16 protein-coding genes, 1 tRNA gene and 1 pseudogene are annotated in these 17,320 nt (G+C 66.2%); 4 read left to right on the top strand and 14 right to left on the bottom strand.

All coding sequences use genetic code 11. The annotated features are described in order from the left end of the window. Positions 1-99 precede the first annotated feature (99 nt). From GWG54_RS07945 to GWG54_RS07880, 14 genes are all read right to left on the bottom strand, one after another. On the bottom strand, positions 100-1,575 hold the full coding sequence (locus GWG54_RS07945) for a DHH family phosphoesterase (RefSeq protein ID WP_167937266.1): 1,476 nt from the start codon (positions 1,573-1,575) through the stop codon (positions 100-102). An 88-nt stretch (positions 1,576-1,663) separates the two neighbouring features. Continuing rightward, on the bottom strand, positions 1,664-3,193 hold the full coding sequence (locus GWG54_RS07940; protein ID WP_167937265.1) for an NADH-quinone oxidoreductase subunit N: 1,530 nt from the start codon (positions 3,191-3,193) through the stop codon (positions 1,664-1,666). Then, complete coding sequence (locus GWG54_RS07935; RefSeq protein ID WP_167937264.1) at positions 3,193-4,722, bottom strand: NuoM family protein; 1,530 nt, start codon at positions 4,720-4,722, stop codon at positions 3,193-3,195. The genes GWG54_RS07940 and GWG54_RS07935 overlap by 1 nt, the downstream gene beginning before the upstream one ends. Beyond that, positions 4,719-6,761 (bottom strand): NADH-quinone oxidoreductase subunit L, encoded by a 2,043-nt coding sequence (gene nuoL, locus GWG54_RS07930; RefSeq protein WP_167937263.1) that lies wholly within the window; start codon positions 6,759-6,761, stop codon positions 4,719-4,721. The genes GWG54_RS07935 and nuoL overlap by 4 nt, the downstream gene beginning before the upstream one ends. 1 nt (position 6,762) lies before the next feature. Beyond that, positions 6,763-7,068: an NADH-quinone oxidoreductase subunit NuoK gene (nuoK, locus tag GWG54_RS07925; RefSeq protein ID WP_008426510.1), complete on the bottom strand. Its 306-nt coding sequence runs from the start codon at positions 7,066-7,068 to the stop codon at positions 6,763-6,765. Next, a complete protein-coding gene (locus GWG54_RS07920; RefSeq protein WP_167937262.1) occupies positions 7,068-7,532 on the bottom strand; it encodes a hypothetical protein in 465 nt (154 codons plus the stop codon). The genes nuoK and GWG54_RS07920 overlap by 1 nt, the downstream gene beginning before the upstream one ends. Beyond that, positions 7,529-7,807 carry an NADH-quinone oxidoreductase subunit J gene (locus GWG54_RS07915; RefSeq protein WP_008426513.1) on the bottom strand — a complete coding sequence of 93 codons (279 nt, stop codon included), beginning with the start codon at positions 7,805-7,807 and terminating at the stop codon, positions 7,529-7,531. The genes GWG54_RS07920 and GWG54_RS07915 overlap by 4 nt, the downstream gene beginning before the upstream one ends. A 40-nt stretch (positions 7,808-7,847) precedes the next feature. Further along, positions 7,848-8,309 (bottom strand): NADH-quinone oxidoreductase subunit I, encoded by a 462-nt coding sequence (locus tag GWG54_RS07910; protein WP_008426515.1) that lies wholly within the window; start codon positions 8,307-8,309, stop codon positions 7,848-7,850. After that, complete coding sequence (locus GWG54_RS07905) at positions 8,306-9,391, bottom strand: complex I subunit 1 family protein (protein ID WP_167937261.1); 1,086 nt, start codon at positions 9,389-9,391, stop codon at positions 8,306-8,308. The genes GWG54_RS07910 and GWG54_RS07905 overlap by 4 nt, the downstream gene beginning before the upstream one ends. Continuing rightward, positions 9,388-11,040: an NADH-quinone oxidoreductase subunit D gene (locus tag GWG54_RS07900; RefSeq protein ID WP_167937260.1), complete on the bottom strand. Its 1,653-nt coding sequence runs from the start codon at positions 11,038-11,040 to the stop codon at positions 9,388-9,390. The genes GWG54_RS07905 and GWG54_RS07900 overlap by 4 nt, the downstream gene beginning before the upstream one ends. Continuing rightward, positions 11,037-11,744, bottom strand: a complete 708-nt coding sequence (locus tag GWG54_RS07895; RefSeq protein ID WP_167937259.1) for an NADH-quinone oxidoreductase subunit B — start codon at positions 11,742-11,744, stop codon at positions 11,037-11,039. Before GWG54_RS07895 ends, GWG54_RS07900 begins: the two co-directional genes overlap by 4 nt. Next, positions 11,744-12,154 carry an NADH-quinone oxidoreductase subunit A gene (locus GWG54_RS07890; RefSeq protein ID WP_167937258.1) on the bottom strand — a complete coding sequence of 137 codons (411 nt, stop codon included), beginning with the start codon at positions 12,152-12,154 and terminating at the stop codon, positions 11,744-11,746. Before GWG54_RS07890 ends, GWG54_RS07895 begins: the two co-directional genes overlap by 1 nt. A 243-nt stretch (positions 12,155-12,397) precedes the next feature. After that, a complete protein-coding gene (locus GWG54_RS07885) occupies positions 12,398-13,030 on the bottom strand; it encodes an AIR carboxylase family protein (protein ID WP_167937257.1) in 633 nt (210 codons plus the stop codon). A 15-nt stretch (positions 13,031-13,045) separates the two neighbouring features. After that, positions 13,046-14,260 carry a 5-(carboxyamino)imidazole ribonucleotide synthase gene (locus tag GWG54_RS07880; protein ID WP_167937256.1) on the bottom strand — a complete coding sequence of 405 codons (1,215 nt, stop codon included), beginning with the start codon at positions 14,258-14,260 and terminating at the stop codon, positions 13,046-13,048. A gap of 214 nt (positions 14,261-14,474) precedes the next feature. On the opposite strand from GWG54_RS07880, the gene ribH reads away from it, so the two are divergent. From ribH to GWG54_RS07860, 4 genes and pseudogenes are all read left to right on the top strand, one after another. After that, the gene (ribH, locus tag GWG54_RS07875) at positions 14,475-14,894 is read left to right on the top strand and encodes a 6,7-dimethyl-8-ribityllumazine synthase (RefSeq protein WP_167937255.1); all 420 of its coding nucleotides are present in this window, start codon (positions 14,475-14,477) and stop codon (positions 14,892-14,894) included. Then, on the top strand, positions 14,891-16,039 hold the full coding sequence (locus tag GWG54_RS07870) for a pyridoxal phosphate-dependent aminotransferase (protein WP_167937254.1): 1,149 nt from the start codon (positions 14,891-14,893) through the stop codon (positions 16,037-16,039). Before ribH ends, GWG54_RS07870 begins: the two co-directional genes overlap by 4 nt. Before the next feature lie 87 nt (positions 16,040-16,126). Then, positions 16,127-16,875, top strand: a pseudogene (locus tag GWG54_RS07865) (HNH endonuclease). 101 nt (positions 16,876-16,976) lie between these two features. Further along, a tRNA-Gln gene (locus tag GWG54_RS07860) sits at positions 16,977-17,079 on the top strand. The last annotated feature ends 241 nt before the right edge of the window (positions 17,080-17,320 follow it).

Here is a 17,320-nt window from a genome sequence, read left to right as displayed (position 1 = left end):
TCTTCACGAAGTCAGAACCGGTACGCTCCTCCAGCCTTCGCGGTCTTCCTGATCGAATCAGCAACTACTGTGAAGGGGTGGGCTTTCGCTCGCTGCGTGTCACTCCTCGTCCTCGAGCGTGAACAGTACCTCGCTGGTCTGGGTGTAGGAGCCGACCGGCGTCCCGGGCTGGCTCTCGATCGCCTCGAAAAAGCGGTCCGTGATGACCTCCTCGACGACGCTGACGATCGAGTCGACCTGCTCGTCGTCGGCGGCGCCGAGGATACCGATCTCGAGCTGGGCGCCGGCCATGTTGGCGTGGCCCCCCGCGCTGCCGATCCGATCGAAGGCGTCCCGGACCACCTCGCCGAGGTCGACGCCGCCCGCCCGAGACCGCGCGGAGACGAACACCATCTCGTCGATGAAGCCGAACACGAGCGACGTGTCGACCCCCTCCATCGTGAGCAGTCGGTCGGCCGCCTGGGGCAACGCGTCGCGGTCGCCGATCCGCCCGGCGCTGGCCACCGCCACCGGGCCGCGCTGTTCCCGGTTTTTGATCGCGCGGGCGATCGTGTCCAGGGTCTCGCCCTCGAGGGAGGGCCGTTCGATCCGCCGGAGCACGTCGGTGTCGACGTGGGGCCACAGCGTCGCCGCGGCCTCGAAGTCGGCCGAGGACGCCTCCCGGGTGAACTCGTCGGTGTCGACCCGGATCCCGTACAAAAGCGCCGTCGCGGTCGCCCGGTCGAACCCCGACCCGAACTGCTCGAGGTACTCGGTCAGCACCGTGCTCGTGGCACCGGCGTGTTCCCGCAGGTCGACGTAGTCGCTGGGTACCGGCCCCCGGGGCGGGTGGTGGTCGATGACGATGTCGACGTGGCAGTCCTCGGAAAGCTGGTCGTTGACCCCCGGTCTGGAGTGGTCGACCAGCGCGACGGCGTCGTACTCCTCGAGGGTGGCCCCGGGCTCGAGGTTTCGCAGGTCGAGTCCGAGGACGTTCACCATCGCCCTGTTTTCCTGGTGGGAGATCTGCCCGAAGTAACAGGGGTCGGCCGGAACGCCGACCGACTCGGCGATCTCGGCCAGCGCAACGGCGCTCGCGATCGCGTCGGGGTCGGGATTGTCGTGCATCATGACCGCGAGCCGCCCGTCGATCTGCAGGAGGCGACGTCGCAGCCGAATCGCAGCGTCGGCGGCCGGACTCGTCGTCGCCTCGAGGACGGCGCCGCCCAGCGCCCGCTCGGGGTCGACCACGCGGTCGGCGAGCTCGTCGAACGCCGCCCGATCTTCGGGCGTGGGCTTCCCGCCGAGGTAGGCGACAATCGTCGCGGCCGGGAACCGCTCCCGGGCCCGCTCGAGGGCGAGCCGGTTGCGGTCGGTGCGGTCGCCGGCGACGAAGACGAGGGCCGGTCGCTCGACGCCCGCGAGCACTCCGGGGTCGGTCGGATCGGCCTCTCGAGCGGGAACGCTCCTGTCGCGGAGCGTTTCGACGGTCTGTTCGTCCTCGGTGACGACGAGCAGCCGGTCGTCACACTCGGGCAGTCGTCCGATCGTCTGCCGACCGACGGTTCCGCACCCGAGGACGAGCCGGAAAACCATACGGTGCGGCTTGCAACCCCGTCGGGTAAAAGCTACCGGCTTGATCGGATCCCGACGGCGCAGCCGGGGTGAGAAACCGAGCCGACGGTCACCCCATCGCGACGGCCGCCGCCTGCTGTGCCGCGTCGGCGATCGGGCCGAACGCCGGCAGCGCGACGACGGTCAACACGGCGGCAACGACGATCGCCGCGTACAGCCCGATCGGCTGGGCAAGCGCGTCCCGCTCGCCGACGGGGTCTTCGATCCAGACGGCTTTCACCAGCCGCGAGTAGTAGTACAGCGAGAGCGCACTGTTGACCACCAGCGCCGCGGCGACGACGAGCATGGCGCCGTTCGTTCCCGCCGCGCCGATCGTCTCGGTAAAGAGGATGTACTTGCTCCAGAAGCCGCCCAGCGGCGGGATGCCGGCGAGGCTGAACATGAAGATTCCGAGCGCGGCGCAGGCCACGGGTGCCTGCCGTGCGAGCCCGTTGTAATCCTCGAAGGTTCGGCCGACGCCCCAGTACTCCGCGAGGGCGACGAACAGGAAGGCGCCGGTGTTCATGAACCCGTAGACGAACAGGTGCATCATCGCCGCGCCCATCACGAGCTCGCCGCCGTCAGCGGAGAGGCCGGCCAGCCCGATCAGCGCGTAGCCGGCGTGGCCGATCGAGGAGTACGCGAGCATCCGCTTGACGTTGTCCTGGGTCGCCGCGGCGAAGTTCCCGAGCGTCATCGTGACGATCGCGAGGACGACGAACGCGGTCGTCCAGTCGATCCCGATGACGGCGGTCGTCGCCTCGACCGGGAACGCCGTCGTGAACACGCGAAAGGCGATCACGAAGCCCGCGGCCTTGGAGGCCGAGGAGAGAAACGCCGAGATCGGCGCGGGCGCACCCTCGTAGGCCTCAGGCGCCCAGAAGTGGAAGGGGACGCTCGCGGTCTTGTACGCGAATCCGCCGATCAGCATCAGGATGCCCAGCCCGAGCAGACCGCCGTAGGCGTCGGCGCCGTCGAGGTTGTCCGCGATCGCCTCAAGCTGGAGGTGGCCCGTCGCGCCGTAGACAAGCGAGATGCCGTAGAGGAAGATCGCCGAGGAGAGCGCGCCGATCAGGAAGTACTTCAGGCCCGCCTCGACGCTCCCACGGTTGTCCTTGAGGATCGCCACGAGGGCGTAAGAGGGAAGGCTCGCCAGCTCGAGGGCGATGAAGACCGTCACGAGGCTGTTGGCCGCGGCCATCGCGGCCATCCCCGTCGCGGCGAGCATGATCAGCGAGTAGTACTCCGACTGGTAGGTGTGGTCGGCCATGTAGTCGTAACTCGCCACGGCGACGAGCGCGGTGACGACCGAGACGACGGTCGTGAAAAACAGCGTCATCTGGTCGACGACGAACTGGCCGCCGAACAGCTCCACGACGCCGAGACCGCCCTCGGCGGTCGGGGTGCCGACGCCGGCGAGCATGAACCAGACGGCGATGCCGAGCGCCGCGAGCGCGCCGACCGCGGTCGTCCCGGCCAGCAGCGAGCGGTTCCTCGTGTGCGGGTTGATGCTGTCGATAACGAACAGCGCGAGCGCCGTCGCCACAAACACAAGCGCCGGCGCGAGCGCGGTCCACGAGGGTAACTCGAGCACCGCCATCACAGCTCACCTCCGTTCTCCAGGATCGGGTCGACTGCGTCGGTAATCATCTCGAAGATCAGTTCGGGCGCGACGCCGAGGGCGATGATGATCGCCAGCAACACGAACATCGGCGCGACGTCGTGCAGCGGCGCGCGTCCCACGTCGTAGTCGGTTTCTAAGTGATACGGGCCGAAGACGGTCCGCTGGAGCGCAAAGAGCAGGTAGCCGGCGACGATGACGATGCCGAACATCGCCAGCGGGGTGAAGACCTGCGAGTACGGGAGCCGTCCGGAGCCAAAGGAGCCGAAGAAGATCGCGTACTCGCCGAAGAAACCGCTCATCAGCGGCAGCCCCATATAGCCGAACGCGCCGGCGACGAGGATGCCGACGGCGACGGGCATCCGATCGGCCATCCCGGACATGTCGGTGACCATCCGAGTGTGAGTGGCGTTGTAGATGACCCCGACCGCCATGAACATCAGTCCGGAGATCAGCCCGTGGCTGACCATCTGGAAGGTCGCGCCCCCGACCCCGAACTGGGTGTAGGCGATCAGCCCGAGGATGACGTAGCCCATCGACGACACCGACGAGTAGGCGACGATCCGTTTCAGGTCGGTCTGGGCGAGCGCGAGCATCGCACCGTAGATGACGCTGATCACCGCGATCGCGGCGATCGGCACCGCGAAGGCCGCGGCCTGCTCGGGGAACATCGTGAAGTTGAACCGCAGCAGGGCGTAGGTCCCCATCTTCAGCAGGACGCCAGCCAGCAGCACCGACGCGGGCGTCGGCGCCTCGACGTGGGCGTCGGGCAGCCAGGTGTGGAAGGGGACGACGGGTACCTTCACGGCGAACCCGACGAACATCGCGACGAACACCGCCGCAGCGATCGTCGAGCCGGCGACGCCCATGAACGCCTCGGGCCCGCCCTCGAGCATCGCCGTTGCGATCTCCGGGAGCGCGAAGCTCGTGACGGCGTCGCCGAGGCTGAAGACGAGCACGATGAACGCGCCGAACATCAGCAGGGAGGCGACGTTCGTGTAGACGAAGAACTTGATCGCCGCGTACTTGCGGCGCGGGCCGCCCCAGATCCCGATCAGCAGGTACATCGGGATCAACACGGCCTCCCAGAAGATGAACCAGACGAAGAAATCCAGCGCCGCGAAGACGCCGATCAGGTTCGCCTCGATGAACAGCACGAGCCCGTAGAACTGCGACTCGCGATCGTCGATCGGCGTCCAGGAGCTTACGATCGCGAGCGTACAGAGGATCGTCGTCAACACGACCAGCGGGAGGCTGATACCGTCGAGACCGACGAACCACGAGACCGAGTACTCGCCGATCTGGATCCACTCGACCCGGGATTCGAAGGCGAGTTCGCCCTCGAGCAGGGCGTTTCCGCTGCCGTCGAACGCCGAGAACAGCCACAGGCCGATCCCCGCGGGAAGCAGGCTGATGACGAAGGCCAGTTTACCGGCGATACGATTCGGCGCGACGAACGTCACCAGCGCGCCGATCAGGGTCGCTGCGAGAAGCGCTTCGATCATCATAGGAACCACCCTCCGAGGAATCCGAGTACGATAAGCAAGGCGATGAACCCGGCGACGAGCAAGGCCGCGTAGTTAGTGACGATACCCGATTGTATCCGCTTGACCCGATCGCCTCCGAACAGACTCACGGACGAGACACCGTTGACGGCGCCGTCGATGACGGTCTGGTCGAACCGATCCGCAGCGCGGGCCACCGGCAGCGTCAGGCCCTCGGCGAGCCAGACCTGGTACTCGTCCTGGTAGTAGTTGCTCCGCAGAACGTCGTAGGCGCCGCCGAGCTTCTCGGTGTGGCGGGTCGGCGACGGCACGTTGTACAGCGTGTGGGCCGTGAACGCGCCCGCCAGTGCCAGCCCGAGCGACAGTCCCGCGCCGAGGAGCATGGTGGTGGTCTCGGATCCGATCGCTCCCTCCTCGAAGGGCACCGTCTCGTGGTAGGAGTGATAGGTCAGCGCCTCGAGGCCGCCGTACTCGCCGTCGAGCCAGTACTCGAGGAACGAGATCTCCGCGCCCGTCAGTTTGGCGACGGGAGCGAGGTTCGCCAGGCCGGCCACCGTCGCGAGGACGCCCAGCACGAGCAGCGGCGCCTTGATCGCCCAGCCGACCGGGTGAGGATCCTCGGCGGTCTCGGAGCGGGGTTCGCCGTGGAAGGTGAGAAACACCATCCGGAACGTGTAGAATCCGGTGAAGAAGACGGCGATCAGCCCCATCGCGTAGGCCGCCATGATCAGGGGCTGCTCTAAGCCGACGATCAGGGCGTCGTACAGGATCTCGTCTTTCGACCAGAAGCCCGAGAACGGGACGATTCCCGCCAGGGCGAGCGCGCCGGCGAGGAACGTGTAGTAGGTGACGGGCGCCTTCTCTTTGAGGCCGCCCATCTTCCACATGTCCTGTTCGTGGTGCATGAGCACGATGACGGCGCCGGAGCCGAGAAACAGCAGCGCCTTGAAGAAGGCGTGGTTCATGAGGTGGAAGACTCCGGCGACGTAGCCGCCGACGCCCAGTCCGAGCATCATGTAGCCGTACTGGCTGATCGTCGAGTACGCCAGCACCTGCTTGATGTCGTCTTTGACGACGCCCATCGTCGCCGCGAACAGCGCGGTGAAGCCGCCGACGAAGGCGATGATCGCAAGCGCCGTCGGCGAGAGCGCGTAGTAGCCGAACATCCGGGCGACCAGGTAGACCCCGGCCGCGACCATCGTCGCCGCGTGAATGAGCGCCGAGACGGTCGTGGGACCCTCCATCGCGTCGGGCAGCCAGGTGTGCAGCGGGAACTGTGCCGACTTGCCGATGACCCCGCCGAGGACGAGCAGTCCGGTGATCGTCACCCACGTCTCGGCGTCGAACCCGAACAGCTGTCCGCCGTCGTCGATTGCGGCCTCGGCCGCGGCGACGAACGAGTCCTCGCCCGCGAACTGGACCGTGCCGAAGGTCGCGGCGATGGCGACGACCCCGATCAGGAAGAAGTAGTCGCCGAAGCGGGTGACCAGAAACGCCTTCTTCGCGGCCGAGGGCGCCGAGCGGGTGCGGAACCAAAACCCGATCAGCAGGAACGAACACAGCCCCACCAGCTCGAAGAACATAAAGGCCATCAGCAGGTTGTCCGCGTAGACGAACGCGAGCATGCTGAACGTGAAGAGGCCGAGCCCGGCGTAGTACCGCGGCAGGCCGGTCTCGCCCTCGGCGTTCATGTACTCAAGGCTGAAGACGTGAACGAGAAAGGCGACGAGCGAGACGATCACGAGCATCAGCGCGGCCAGCGGATCGATCAGGATGCCGAACGTGAACTCGATGGCGTCGGTGCCGATCTCGCCGGCGGCGTCGCCGGCCGCCCACGTGAACAGCGTCTCGTGGTAGTATCCTTCTTCGCCGCCCGCGACGGCCGCGAGCATCGCAAGCGAGAGCAGCAACGAGCCGCCCGTCGCGACGATACCCGGGATCGCCCCCTTCTTCGGTAATTTCGGCCCGAAGGCGAGAGCGATGACGAACGCCGCAAGCGGGAACAGCGCGATCGCCGGTGCGTAGTCGAATAACCCTTCCATCTTACCACCTCATCGTCGTCGGCACCGTGACGTCGACGTCACGGAAGTTGCGGTACAGTACCAGGACGATCCCGAGTCCGATCGCGACCTCGGCGGCGGCAAGCGCCATCGCAAACAGCGCGAACACCTGCCCCGTGAGGTTGCCGTGGTAGAACGCGAACGCGATCAGATTGACGTTGGCTGCGTTTACCATGATCTCGACGGACATCAGGAACAGCAGCGCGTTTCGACGCGTCAGGATCCCGAAGAGACCGATGGAAAACAGCGCCATCGACAGTAACACGAAGTACTCGATGGGGACGTCCATCAGGTGTCACCTCCGGACTCCGCGCCGGTGTCGGACGCCGCCGACTCGTCGGACGACTCGCGGAGGCGACCACTGCCGTCCGTGGCGGCGACCTGATCGCTTCCCGTGGTACCCGGGGTAGCGCCGGTACGGCTCGAGAGCGCCGCGACGGGCTCGCCCTCGGTCTCGCGTTTCGCGAGCACGAGCGCGGCGTCTAACGCGGCGTCTAACACGACCGCGATGAGCAGGAACGCGGCGAGGAACGGCTCGGTGTCACCGATCGAGCCCTCGGCCGACTGCAGGGCCGTGAGATCGAACAGCGCGTAGCCGATCTCCGACGTCACCGAGATCCCCTCGGGGAAGCCGACCATCTCGTCGGCAAAGCCCGTGTTCAGGACGATCATCGCCATCGCGCCGAACAGCGCAACGGCGAGGACGCCCGGGACGAGCGACTGCCCGAGTCGAAGTCGGGGTCTGTTCGTCATGTCCGTACCACCTCGTCGGTCTCCGCGTCCGTCTCCTCGCGCTGGGTGAGCATCACGGCGAACGTGATGAGGATGAGCACCCCGCCGACGTAGACGAGGATCTGCATCATGGCGACGAACTCCGCCGCCAGCATCACGTAGTACACCGCGACGCTGACCAGCGTCACGCCGAGCATCAGCGCCGAGTGCCAGGGGTCGACGAGTAACACGACGCCGAGCGCGCTGGCGAGCGTGACGAACGCGAACAGCGCGAACGCGATCAGCTCGTATGTCATTGTTGGAGTGAAATGCCCGTTCTCGGGGACGGGTAACCCGTCACTGGTAATCGACCTCCCCTTCGCCCTCGCCGATCCACGCGCCCCGGTCGGGTTCGCGGGACTCGAGCGGGTCGATATCCTTGTACCACGGCACCGCCTTCAGCTGCTCTTTGTTGTACACCAGGTCGTGTTTGGTGTCGCCCGTGAACTCGAAGTTCTCGGTGAGCAGGATGGCGTCGACCGGGCAGACCTCCTCGCAGAGCCGACAGTAGATGCACTGTCCGATGTGGAGGTTGTACTGTTCGCCGTTGCGCTGGTCGTCCATCACGATCTGGATGGTGTCGTTCGGACAGACGTTCTCGCACTGGCGACACCAGATACAGCGCTCCTGGCTGAACTTGTGGACTCCCCGAAAGCGTGGCGAGACGTCCGGCGCGGTCTCGGGGTACTCGACCGTGAACGTCGAGCCGTCCAGCGCGTGTTTCATCGTCGTTGCCATCGATTTGAGTATCCCGATCATGCTATCAGCCCCACGATTACCGCGGTCAGTACAAGGTTCGCGAACGAAAGGACGAGCAGTCCCTTCCAGCCGATCTCGATCAGCTGGTCGATCCGGACCCGGGGCACCGCCGAGCGGAGCCACTGGGTCAGCAAGAAGACGCCCCAGATCTTGACGAGGAACCAGACGATGCCGATCGCCTCGGGACCCGGTCCTGCCGGGCCGCCGAGGAAGATCGTCGCGATGATCGCACCGCCCAGGAAGATGTGCAGGAACTCGCCGAGGTAGATCAACACGAAGTACACCGAGGAGTACTCGGTCTGGTACCCCGCGACGATCTCGGTCGGCGCCTCGGGCGTGTCGAAGGGATTCCGGCCGACCTCGGCGAAGTTCGCGACCAGGAACAGCACGAACGCGAACGGGTTGACGATCGCGAACCACTGCGGGATCGCAACGAGTCCGAGGTCGACGAGCGGTTCGTTCTGTACGGCGACGATCTCGCTCATCTGCAGGGTGCCGGTGAAAATCACCACGGACATCCCGGTGACGATGAGCGGGATCTCGTAGGCGACGTTCTGTGCGACCGCCCGCAGCCCCCCGAGCAGCGAGTACTTGTTCGCCGAGGAGTAGCCGGCCATCACCAGACCGACGCTGGCGATACCCGCGACCGCGAACGTGAACACCAGTCCGACCTCGGGGTCGGCGAGGTGGATTCCGCTCCCCATCGGAATCACCGCAAAACCAAGCAGCGCCGAGGACGCGACCACGATCGGTGCGAGGTCGTACGCCGGACGATCGGCGTTTTCCGGGATGATCAGCTCCTTCGAGAGCAGTCGCACTGCGTCGGCGACGATGATGAACAGGCCGGCGGGCCCGAGTCGGTTGACGGCGATCCGGTCCGTGAACGCGGCCGTGATCTTCCGTTTCGCCCACGGGCCGGCGACGCCGGTCATCGCCAGCATCAGGTTGCCGACGAGAAAGGCGGCGAGAAACGTCGCGAGCAACTCGCCGGCGAGCCCGAACTGGTCCAGGCCGGTCAGGTCGCCGATCCGCTCGGGGAGCAAGACCGTGTCGCTGGCCTGCAGCGGCGTCCCCTCGATCATCGATCCACCTCTCCGAGGACGATGTCGAGGCTGCCCAGCGAGGCGATCAGGTCGGGAACGTACTCGCCCTCGCTCATCTCACCGAGCGCCGAGAGGTTGTGGAAACACGGACTGCGGATCTTGAACCGACCGGGTTTGTCGGTGCCGTCCGAGCGAATGTAGATTCCGAGTTCGCCCTTCGCGGCCTCGACGGCGCGGTACACCTCCGTGTCGGGATCGGGCTTGAGCGTCCGGGGAACGTTGGCCTGGATCTCGCGGTCGTCCTCCGGCCAGTCCTCGAGCAGGTCGACACACTGCTCGATGATCTTCGCGGACTCCTCGACCTCCTCCATGCGACAGAGCACCCGGGCGTAGTTGTCACAGCCCTGGCGAGTGACGACGTCCCACTCGAGGTTCTCGTAGTAACCGTAGGGGTCGTCCCGCCGGAGGTCGTAGTCGACCCCCGACGCGCGAGCGACCGGGCCCGTACAGCCGTAGGACTTGGCGACCTCGGGCTTGAGGACGCCGGTGTCGTGGGTCCGAACCTGAAAGATCTCGTTGCCGGTGAGCAGGTCGTGGTACTCGTCGACCTTCGCGGGGAGCCCGTCCAGGAAGTCCCGCGTCTTCTCGAGGAACTCCTCGCGAGGTTCGGGCAGGTCCCAGGCGACGCCGCCCAGCCGGAAGTAGTTGAACATCAGCCGCTGGCCGGTGAGGTCCTCGAGGATGTCCTGGACGACCTCCCGGTCGCGCATGCCATACTGGAAGACGGCGGTGAAGTCGCCGTAGACGTCGAGGGCGAACGTCGCCAGCGCGAGCATGTGCGAGGCGATCCGGCAGAGTTCGGCCCCCATCGTCCGGATGACCTGGGCGTACTCCGGCACCTCGATATCGGCCAGATCCTCCGCGACTCGGGCGTAGGCCCACTCGTTTAACAGGCCGGCCGAGACGTAGTCCCACCGATCGGGGTAGGGCATGATCTGGTGGCGGTAGGTGCCCGACTGACACATCTGCTCCTCACAGCGGTGCAGGTAGCCGACGTCGGGGTCGACGTCGACGACGGTCTCGCCGTCGAGCACCGTCTCGAGGTGGAGCACGCCGTGGGTCGCCGGGTGGTGGGGACCGATGTTCAGGAACATCGTGTCCGACTCCTGGTCGTGGTGGTCCGGCTGGATCGGGTTGGCGTGTTCGGAGAGCGTGACGACCTGGGGCTGTTCCTGATCGTAGTCCTTCGAGAGGGGATGGCCCTGCCAGGTCTCGGGCAGGAGGATCCGTCGCGGGTCGGGGTGGCCCTCGTAGTCGATCCCCACGAGGTCGAAGGCCTCCCGCTCGTGCCAGTCGGCCGTCCGAAAGACGGGTTCGGCCGACTGGCTGACGGGGTCGTCGATCGACGTCGGCACGACGACCGAGACCTCCTGGGTCGGGTCGGCGTACTTCTTCATGTGGTAGATCGACTCGTAGCGGTCCTCGTACTGCTGTGCGGTCAGACAGGAGAGGTGGTCGAATCCGGCCTCGTCGCGAAGGTCGAAGAGGACGTCCTGGACGTCGTCGGGGCGGATGACGAAGCCCGGCGCGTTGAGGTGATCGTCGCGTCCGAGCGCCCGGTCGCCGATCAGCGCCTCGAGGTCGTCCTCGGTGACCTCCCGTATCTGTCGTTCGAGTCCCGTGCTCATGGCGAATCAGCCCAGTTGTACCGCATGACGAGGTCGTCCTCGTCGATGTCGCTCGCGAGTTTCTGTACGAGTTCGTCCTTCGGCAGGTCGCCGAACTGCTCGAGTTCGTACGGCTTGACGACGACCGGCGAGGTCTCGCCGTTTCGAATCCGCTCTTGCAGTTTGGCGACGCCGTAGACCAGCGCCTCCGGTCGGGGCGGACAGCCGGGGACGTGGATGTCGACGGGGATGATCTCCTCGGCGCCCTTGACGACGTTGTATCCCTCCTGAAACGGCCCCCCGGAGATCGTGCACGACCCCATCCCGACGACGAACTTGGGTTCGGGCATCTGGTCGTAGACCCGTTTCATCCGGGGACCGAACTTCGAGACGATCGTCCCCGGGACGATCATCACGTCGGCCTGGCGCGGCGAGGCCCGGGGAACGCCCGCGCCGAACCGGTCCAGGTCGTGTTTGATCGCGTACGTGTGCATCATCTCGATGCTGCAGCAGGCGATCCCGAACTGCAGCATGAACATCGAGTTCCCCCGAACCCAGTTCATGAACTGGTCGAACTTCGTGAGGATGAACGGCGTCGCGCCGAACGCCTCCCGAAGCCTCGAGTTGAATCGGTCGTCGGGGCCGGTACCCATCCGCGACTCGCGGGTGTCGGACGACGGAGCGGTACTGTCGTAGATCTCTTGGCGCGGTTTGTCACTGCTCATTATCGATCAGCTCCGGCTTCGACCTGTTCCGGCGTGCGTGCCCACTGGACGGCGCCGGTCCGCCACGCCCAGGCGAATCCGATCAGCAGGATGACGACGAACGCGATCATCGGCCCGAGGGCGTGGACGATCCCGTACTCCTCGGCCGCGAGCGCATCCTGGTAGACGACCGCCCACGGAAACAGCATGACGGTCTCGATGTCGAAGACGAGAAACAGAAGCGCAACCATGTAGTACTGGATGTTGAATCGGATGCGCGTCCCGCCGGTCGGCACCTCGCCACTCTCGTAGGTGGCACGTTTGCTCGTTTCGGGGACGCTCGGCCGCAGGAGGTACGATACCGCCATCATCCCGAGCGGTATCAGCAGTCCCACGAGCGCGAGCGCGCCGATAGCGATCCAGTCATTCATCTCGGTAACGTCCGAAGCTTCTGACCCCACGCATATAAGGGTTGATTCTTGCCGTTTCGGCCGGTAGGAGCATCAGCATCCGTTTTCGTCGCTCGAGGGCACCGTCGAACGATCGTCAGCACAACTCCTGACCGGGTCACCCCGAAAAATCCGAGTTCGGACTCCGGAGGGGTTCCGATCGCCACACCGAACGCGGACGCTCCCCAACGGACGTTCGTTCGGATCGACCGCCGCGACGGTCGGCTACTCCCTCGAGAAGTCCCCGGTCCCTTCGTCGTGAAGTCGACGGGAGACCTCGCCGACCCCCTCCCGTAAGCTCTCGTGGTACTCGAGGAGTCGCTCCCGTACCGGCTCGTGTTGCCGGGCGAGGATCTGGGCGGCCGACAGCGCCGCGTTGAACGACTTCCCCGCGTCGACCGCGACCAGCGGCGCGCCCGTCGGCATCCCGATGACGCTGTCGACGGACTTCTCCTGAACCGGCACGCCGATCACCGGTAGCGGGTAGGCGATCGACGCCGTCATGTTCGGCAGATCGGCGGACTTGCCGCCGGCACCCGCGATCAGCACCTCGAGCCCGCGGTCCTCGGCCGTCTCTGCGTAGGCGGTCATCAGCTCGGGTGTGCGGTGGGCGGAGGTGACGTACGTCTCGAACGTAAAGCGCGCCTCGGGCGGGTTGTCGTAGTCGGTCTGCTCCTCGAAGCCGAGTTCGTCGACGAGGGCATCGTAGGCGCCGCGGCGCCGTCCGCCCGTCGACATCACCTCGAGGTCGGAGTCGCTGCCCATCACGATGCCGACGTCGGGCGTCTCGGCGTCGGGCAGGTCCAGTTCGGCCTCGTGGTGCAGACGGTCGATCAGCTTCTCGACGGTGTCGCTCATGGGAGACAGTGCTGGTTACTCCGACGTGAACGTGACGGAGCGCTCGAGTTCGCGCGCGGTCTCGAGTAGCTCGTCGGTCGTCTCGCCGTCGCGCCCGGCGATCGTGACGTGGCCCATCTTCCGCAGCGGCCGAACCTGTCGCTTCCCGTACCAGTGGAGGTTCGCCGCGGGCGTCTCGAAGACGCGCTCGACCCCTCGCAACTCGGCGTCTCGGGACTCCTCGACATCGCCGAGCAGGTTCACCGACACGGTCGGCGAGCGCAGGTCGGTCGCGGCCAACGGCCAGCCCAGCACGGCTCGAGCGTGCTGTTCGAACTGCGAGCTCTGTGCGCCCTCGATCGTCCAGTGCCCCGAGTTGTGAGGGCGGGGGGCGATCTCGTTGAGAAGGACTTCGCCGCCGCTCTCTCGCGGACTTCGTCCGCTCGAGTCTTCCGAGGCGCGTAGCGCCTCGCTCGTCTCGAACAGCTCGATTCCGTACACGCCCCGGCCGTCCATCACCTCGAGAACGTCCTCGGCGACCTCGAGAGCCCGCCGTTCGACGGCTTCCTCGGAGCCCGCGGGGACGATCGTCTCCCGGAGGATCTCGTCCTCGTGGACGTTCTCGCCGATGGGGAAGGCGGCGGTCTCGTCGTCGCCCTTGACGGCGATCACCGAGATCTCCCGCTCGAAGTCGACGAACGACTCGACCATCGCGGGGCCGGCGACCGACTCGAGCGCGTCCTCGGCGTCGGCCTTCGACTCGACGGGGACGTTCCCGCGCCCGTCGTACCCGCCAGTACGGGCTTTGAGCATGACGGGCGCGCCGTAGTCGTCGATCGCGTCGCGAATATCGTCGGCGTCCTCGACCGCCCGAAACGGCGGGACGGGAACGCCCGCCTCCTCCAGCGCGCGCTTCTGGACGAGTTTGTCGTGGATCGTCTCGAGGGTCGAGGGCTTCGGATGGACGGGCGTCCCCGAGTCCTCGGCGACCCGCTCGAGGACGTCCTGGTCTGCTAGTTCGATCTCGAAGGTGAGGACGTCGGCCCGCGCGGCGAGTTCCCGAATGCCGGCCTCGTCGTCGAAGTCGGCGACGATCTGGTCGCGCGCGACCGGTGCGGCCGGGCAGTCGGGCGTCGGATCGAGTACGACGACCTCGACGCCCAGCGGCGCGGCCGCCTCGGCGAGCATCCGTCCGAGCTGTCCGCCACCGACCACGCCGAGGGTCGGCCCCGGCGTCCGTAGCGTCGTCATCGGGCGTGGGTTGGGCGGGCAGTCGTTTAAGTATTCTCAATCCTGACGATATGGCGACCCACATCCGGTGGTAATAAGCACGTTCGTGGGTAACCCGAGCGGGCAGCCGCCGGCCGATCACCGTGATCCGCGACGGGGTCGCGTCTCCGTCGCAAGAACCGCGATGTCCGCCGAGAACGGTACCTCTTTGAACTCCCCACCCGACCGCTCGAGTATGACCACGCTCGGACTGGTGGTCGCGGAGTTCAACCGAGAGATCACCGAGCAGATGGAAGCCGTCGCCCGCGAGGCCGCCGACGACGCCGGCGCCGAGGTGTACGAGACGGTTCGCGTTCCTGGGGTCTACGACGCCCCGCTCGCGGCCGACCGGCTCGCCCGCCTCGAGGCCGTCGACGCCGTCGCCGTGATCGGCACGGTCATCACCGGCGACACCGACCACGACCAGGTGATCACCGACGCGGCCGCACAGCGGCTCTCCGACGTCAGTCTCGAGCGTGACACCCCCGTGACGCTCGGCGTCACCGGGCCCGGGATGTCCGCAGCGGAGGCCCGCGAACGCGTCGAGAACGCGGCCAAAGCCGTCGACGGCGCGCTCGACCTCGTCGCCGAGCTACCCGACCCAGATCAACGATGACGATGGAATTCACCGACCGTCTGACCCGAGTCGAACCGTCCGCAACGCTCGCCATCTCCGCGCTCGCGACCGAACTCGAGAACGACGGCGCCGACGTCGTCGACCTCTCGGTCGGCGAGCCCGACTTCCCCACGCCCGAGAACGTCGTCGAGGCCGGTAAGGACGCGATGGACGCCGGCCACACCGGCTACACCACCTCGGCGGGGATCCTCGAGCTGCGCGAGGCCATCTCCGAGAAGCTCGACGACGACGGCCTCGAGCACGGCACCGACGAGATCATCGTCACCCCCGGCGCGAAGCAGGCCCTCTACGAGATCGTCCAGGCCCTCGTCCAGGACGGCGACGAAGTCGTGCTCCTGGATCCCGCCTGGGTCTCCTACGAGGCGATGGTCAAGATGGCCGGCGGCTCGCTGTCGCGGGTCGACCTCTCCGAGACCGAGTTCCAGCTCGAGCCCGCCCTCGAGGATCTCGAGGCCGCGGTGTCGGACGACACCGAGTTGCTGATCGTCAACTCGCCGTCGAACCCCACGGGCGCCGTCTACTCCGACGAAGCGCTCGAGGGCGTGCGCGACCTCGCCGTCGAGCACGACGTGACCGTAATTTCCGACGAGATCTACAAGGAGATCACCTACGGCGTCGAGCCCACGAGTCTGGGAACGCTCGAGGGGATGGCCGACCGCACCGTCACGGTCAACGGCTTCTCGAAGGCGTACTCGATGACCGGCTGGCGGCTGGGCTACTTCGCCGGCCCCGAGGAGCTGATCGACCAGGCCGGCAAGCTCCACAGCCACTCCGTCTCGTCGGCCGTGAACTTCGTCCAGCACGCCGGGATCGAAGCGCTCGAGAACACCGACGAGGCCGTCGACGAGATGGTCGCCGCCTTCGCCGAGCGCCGTGACCTGGTCGTCGACCTGCTCGAGGGCCACGACGTCGACGTCGCGGTGCCCGACGGCGCGTTCTACATGATGCTCCCCGTCGCGGAGGACGACCAGCAGTGGTGCGAGGGCGCGCTCGAGGACGCCCACGTCGCCACCGTTCCCGGCAGCGCGTTCGGCACGCCGGGGTACGCCCGCATCTCCTACGCCGCGAGCGAGGAGCGCCTGCAGGAGGGTGTCGAGCGACTGGCCGACGAAGGCTACCTGTAACGCCGTCATCGATCCCGATTTTCGCGGATCCCAGTCGATTTTATCTGTTGACCTAGCTTTACGTACGGTAGCGAGGTCAACGACGGTATGGACTGTCCCACGTGTGGCAAGTCCCTCCAGTCGGAGCGGGGAATGCGACAGCACCACACGAAGGTGCACGGAGAGCCGCTACCGAACCGAACCTGCAGCGGCTGTGAAACGGAGTTCTACGACCCGAAGGCTCGCCGGGAGTTCTGTGACGACTGTAACCCGAACGCGGGGGAGCACAACGGAAACTGGAAGGATGCGGTCGAGACCACATCGTGTGCATCCTGCGAAGCGACGTTCTCGTACTACCCCTCCAACAAGCAGGGCCGGTACTGTCCGGACTGCGTCGATGCCGCCGATGGGTTGCTTCCGGAGAACCCGTCGGAGAAGGGCGAACGAGTTGAGACAGCGTGCCTGTCGTGCGGAGCGGATCTCGAGGTACGTCCCGCAGTCTCGAACGGCGAAAGCGAGGCGTCTTCTGTACGCTCGAGTGCTACGGGGAGTGGCTTTCCGAGAACGTCGTCGGCCCGAAGCACCACCAGTGGGAGGGAGGACCGATCGAATACGGAGGAGGATGGTGGCGCGTACGGCGACAGGCGCTCGAACGGGACGAGTACGAGTGCCAGCACTGCGGTGCGAACGCCGAGGAACTCGACCGCAACCCGGACGTACACCACATTCGCCCGGTCCGGTCGTTCAAGAACGGCGAGAACGCACACACCCTGGACAACGTCGTCACGCTGTGTCGGAGCTGTCACCGGCGCGCGGAAGCGGGCGCGATATCGCCAACGCCTCACCGTGAAAAGTAACACTATTGTGCGACGGGGCTCTATTCGGCGAGTGAAGTCCCGTGATGGTAAGCGATTCCGAAGGAATCGCGAGGTACGCGGGAACTTCGAACGAAGTGAGAAGTCCCGTGGTGTAGTGGCCAATCATATGGGCCTTTGGACGTGTTCGGTTCAGTCCGTCACGGGAGACAGCCCATGACGGCGGTTCGAATCCGCCCGGGACTACTTTTCAATAATAATAGGGTGAAAAGAAGTAGCTATACTGATTCGGATCGGGGAGCGACGCGAAGCGAGGGCTATCGCCTTACATCGGGCAGCCGAACTGGCGAACCCGAGACGCCGCGATCGGTAGCACACGAAGGGCTGCAGTATTTTCTGCTGGCGGGCGAGAATATCGCCCATGTCCGGGACCCACGAGTGCCCGATCTGCAGAGACACGTTCGACTCGAGCGACGACCTCGAGGAA

This window comes from Natronococcus sp. JC468, from assembly GCF_012163165.1.
Lineage (GTDB): Archaea > Halobacteriota > Halobacteria > Halobacteriales > Natrialbaceae > Natronococcus > Natronococcus jeotgali.
Note: the sequence above shows the minus strand (reverse complement) of the source record. Positions and strands in the feature narration are given on the sequence as shown.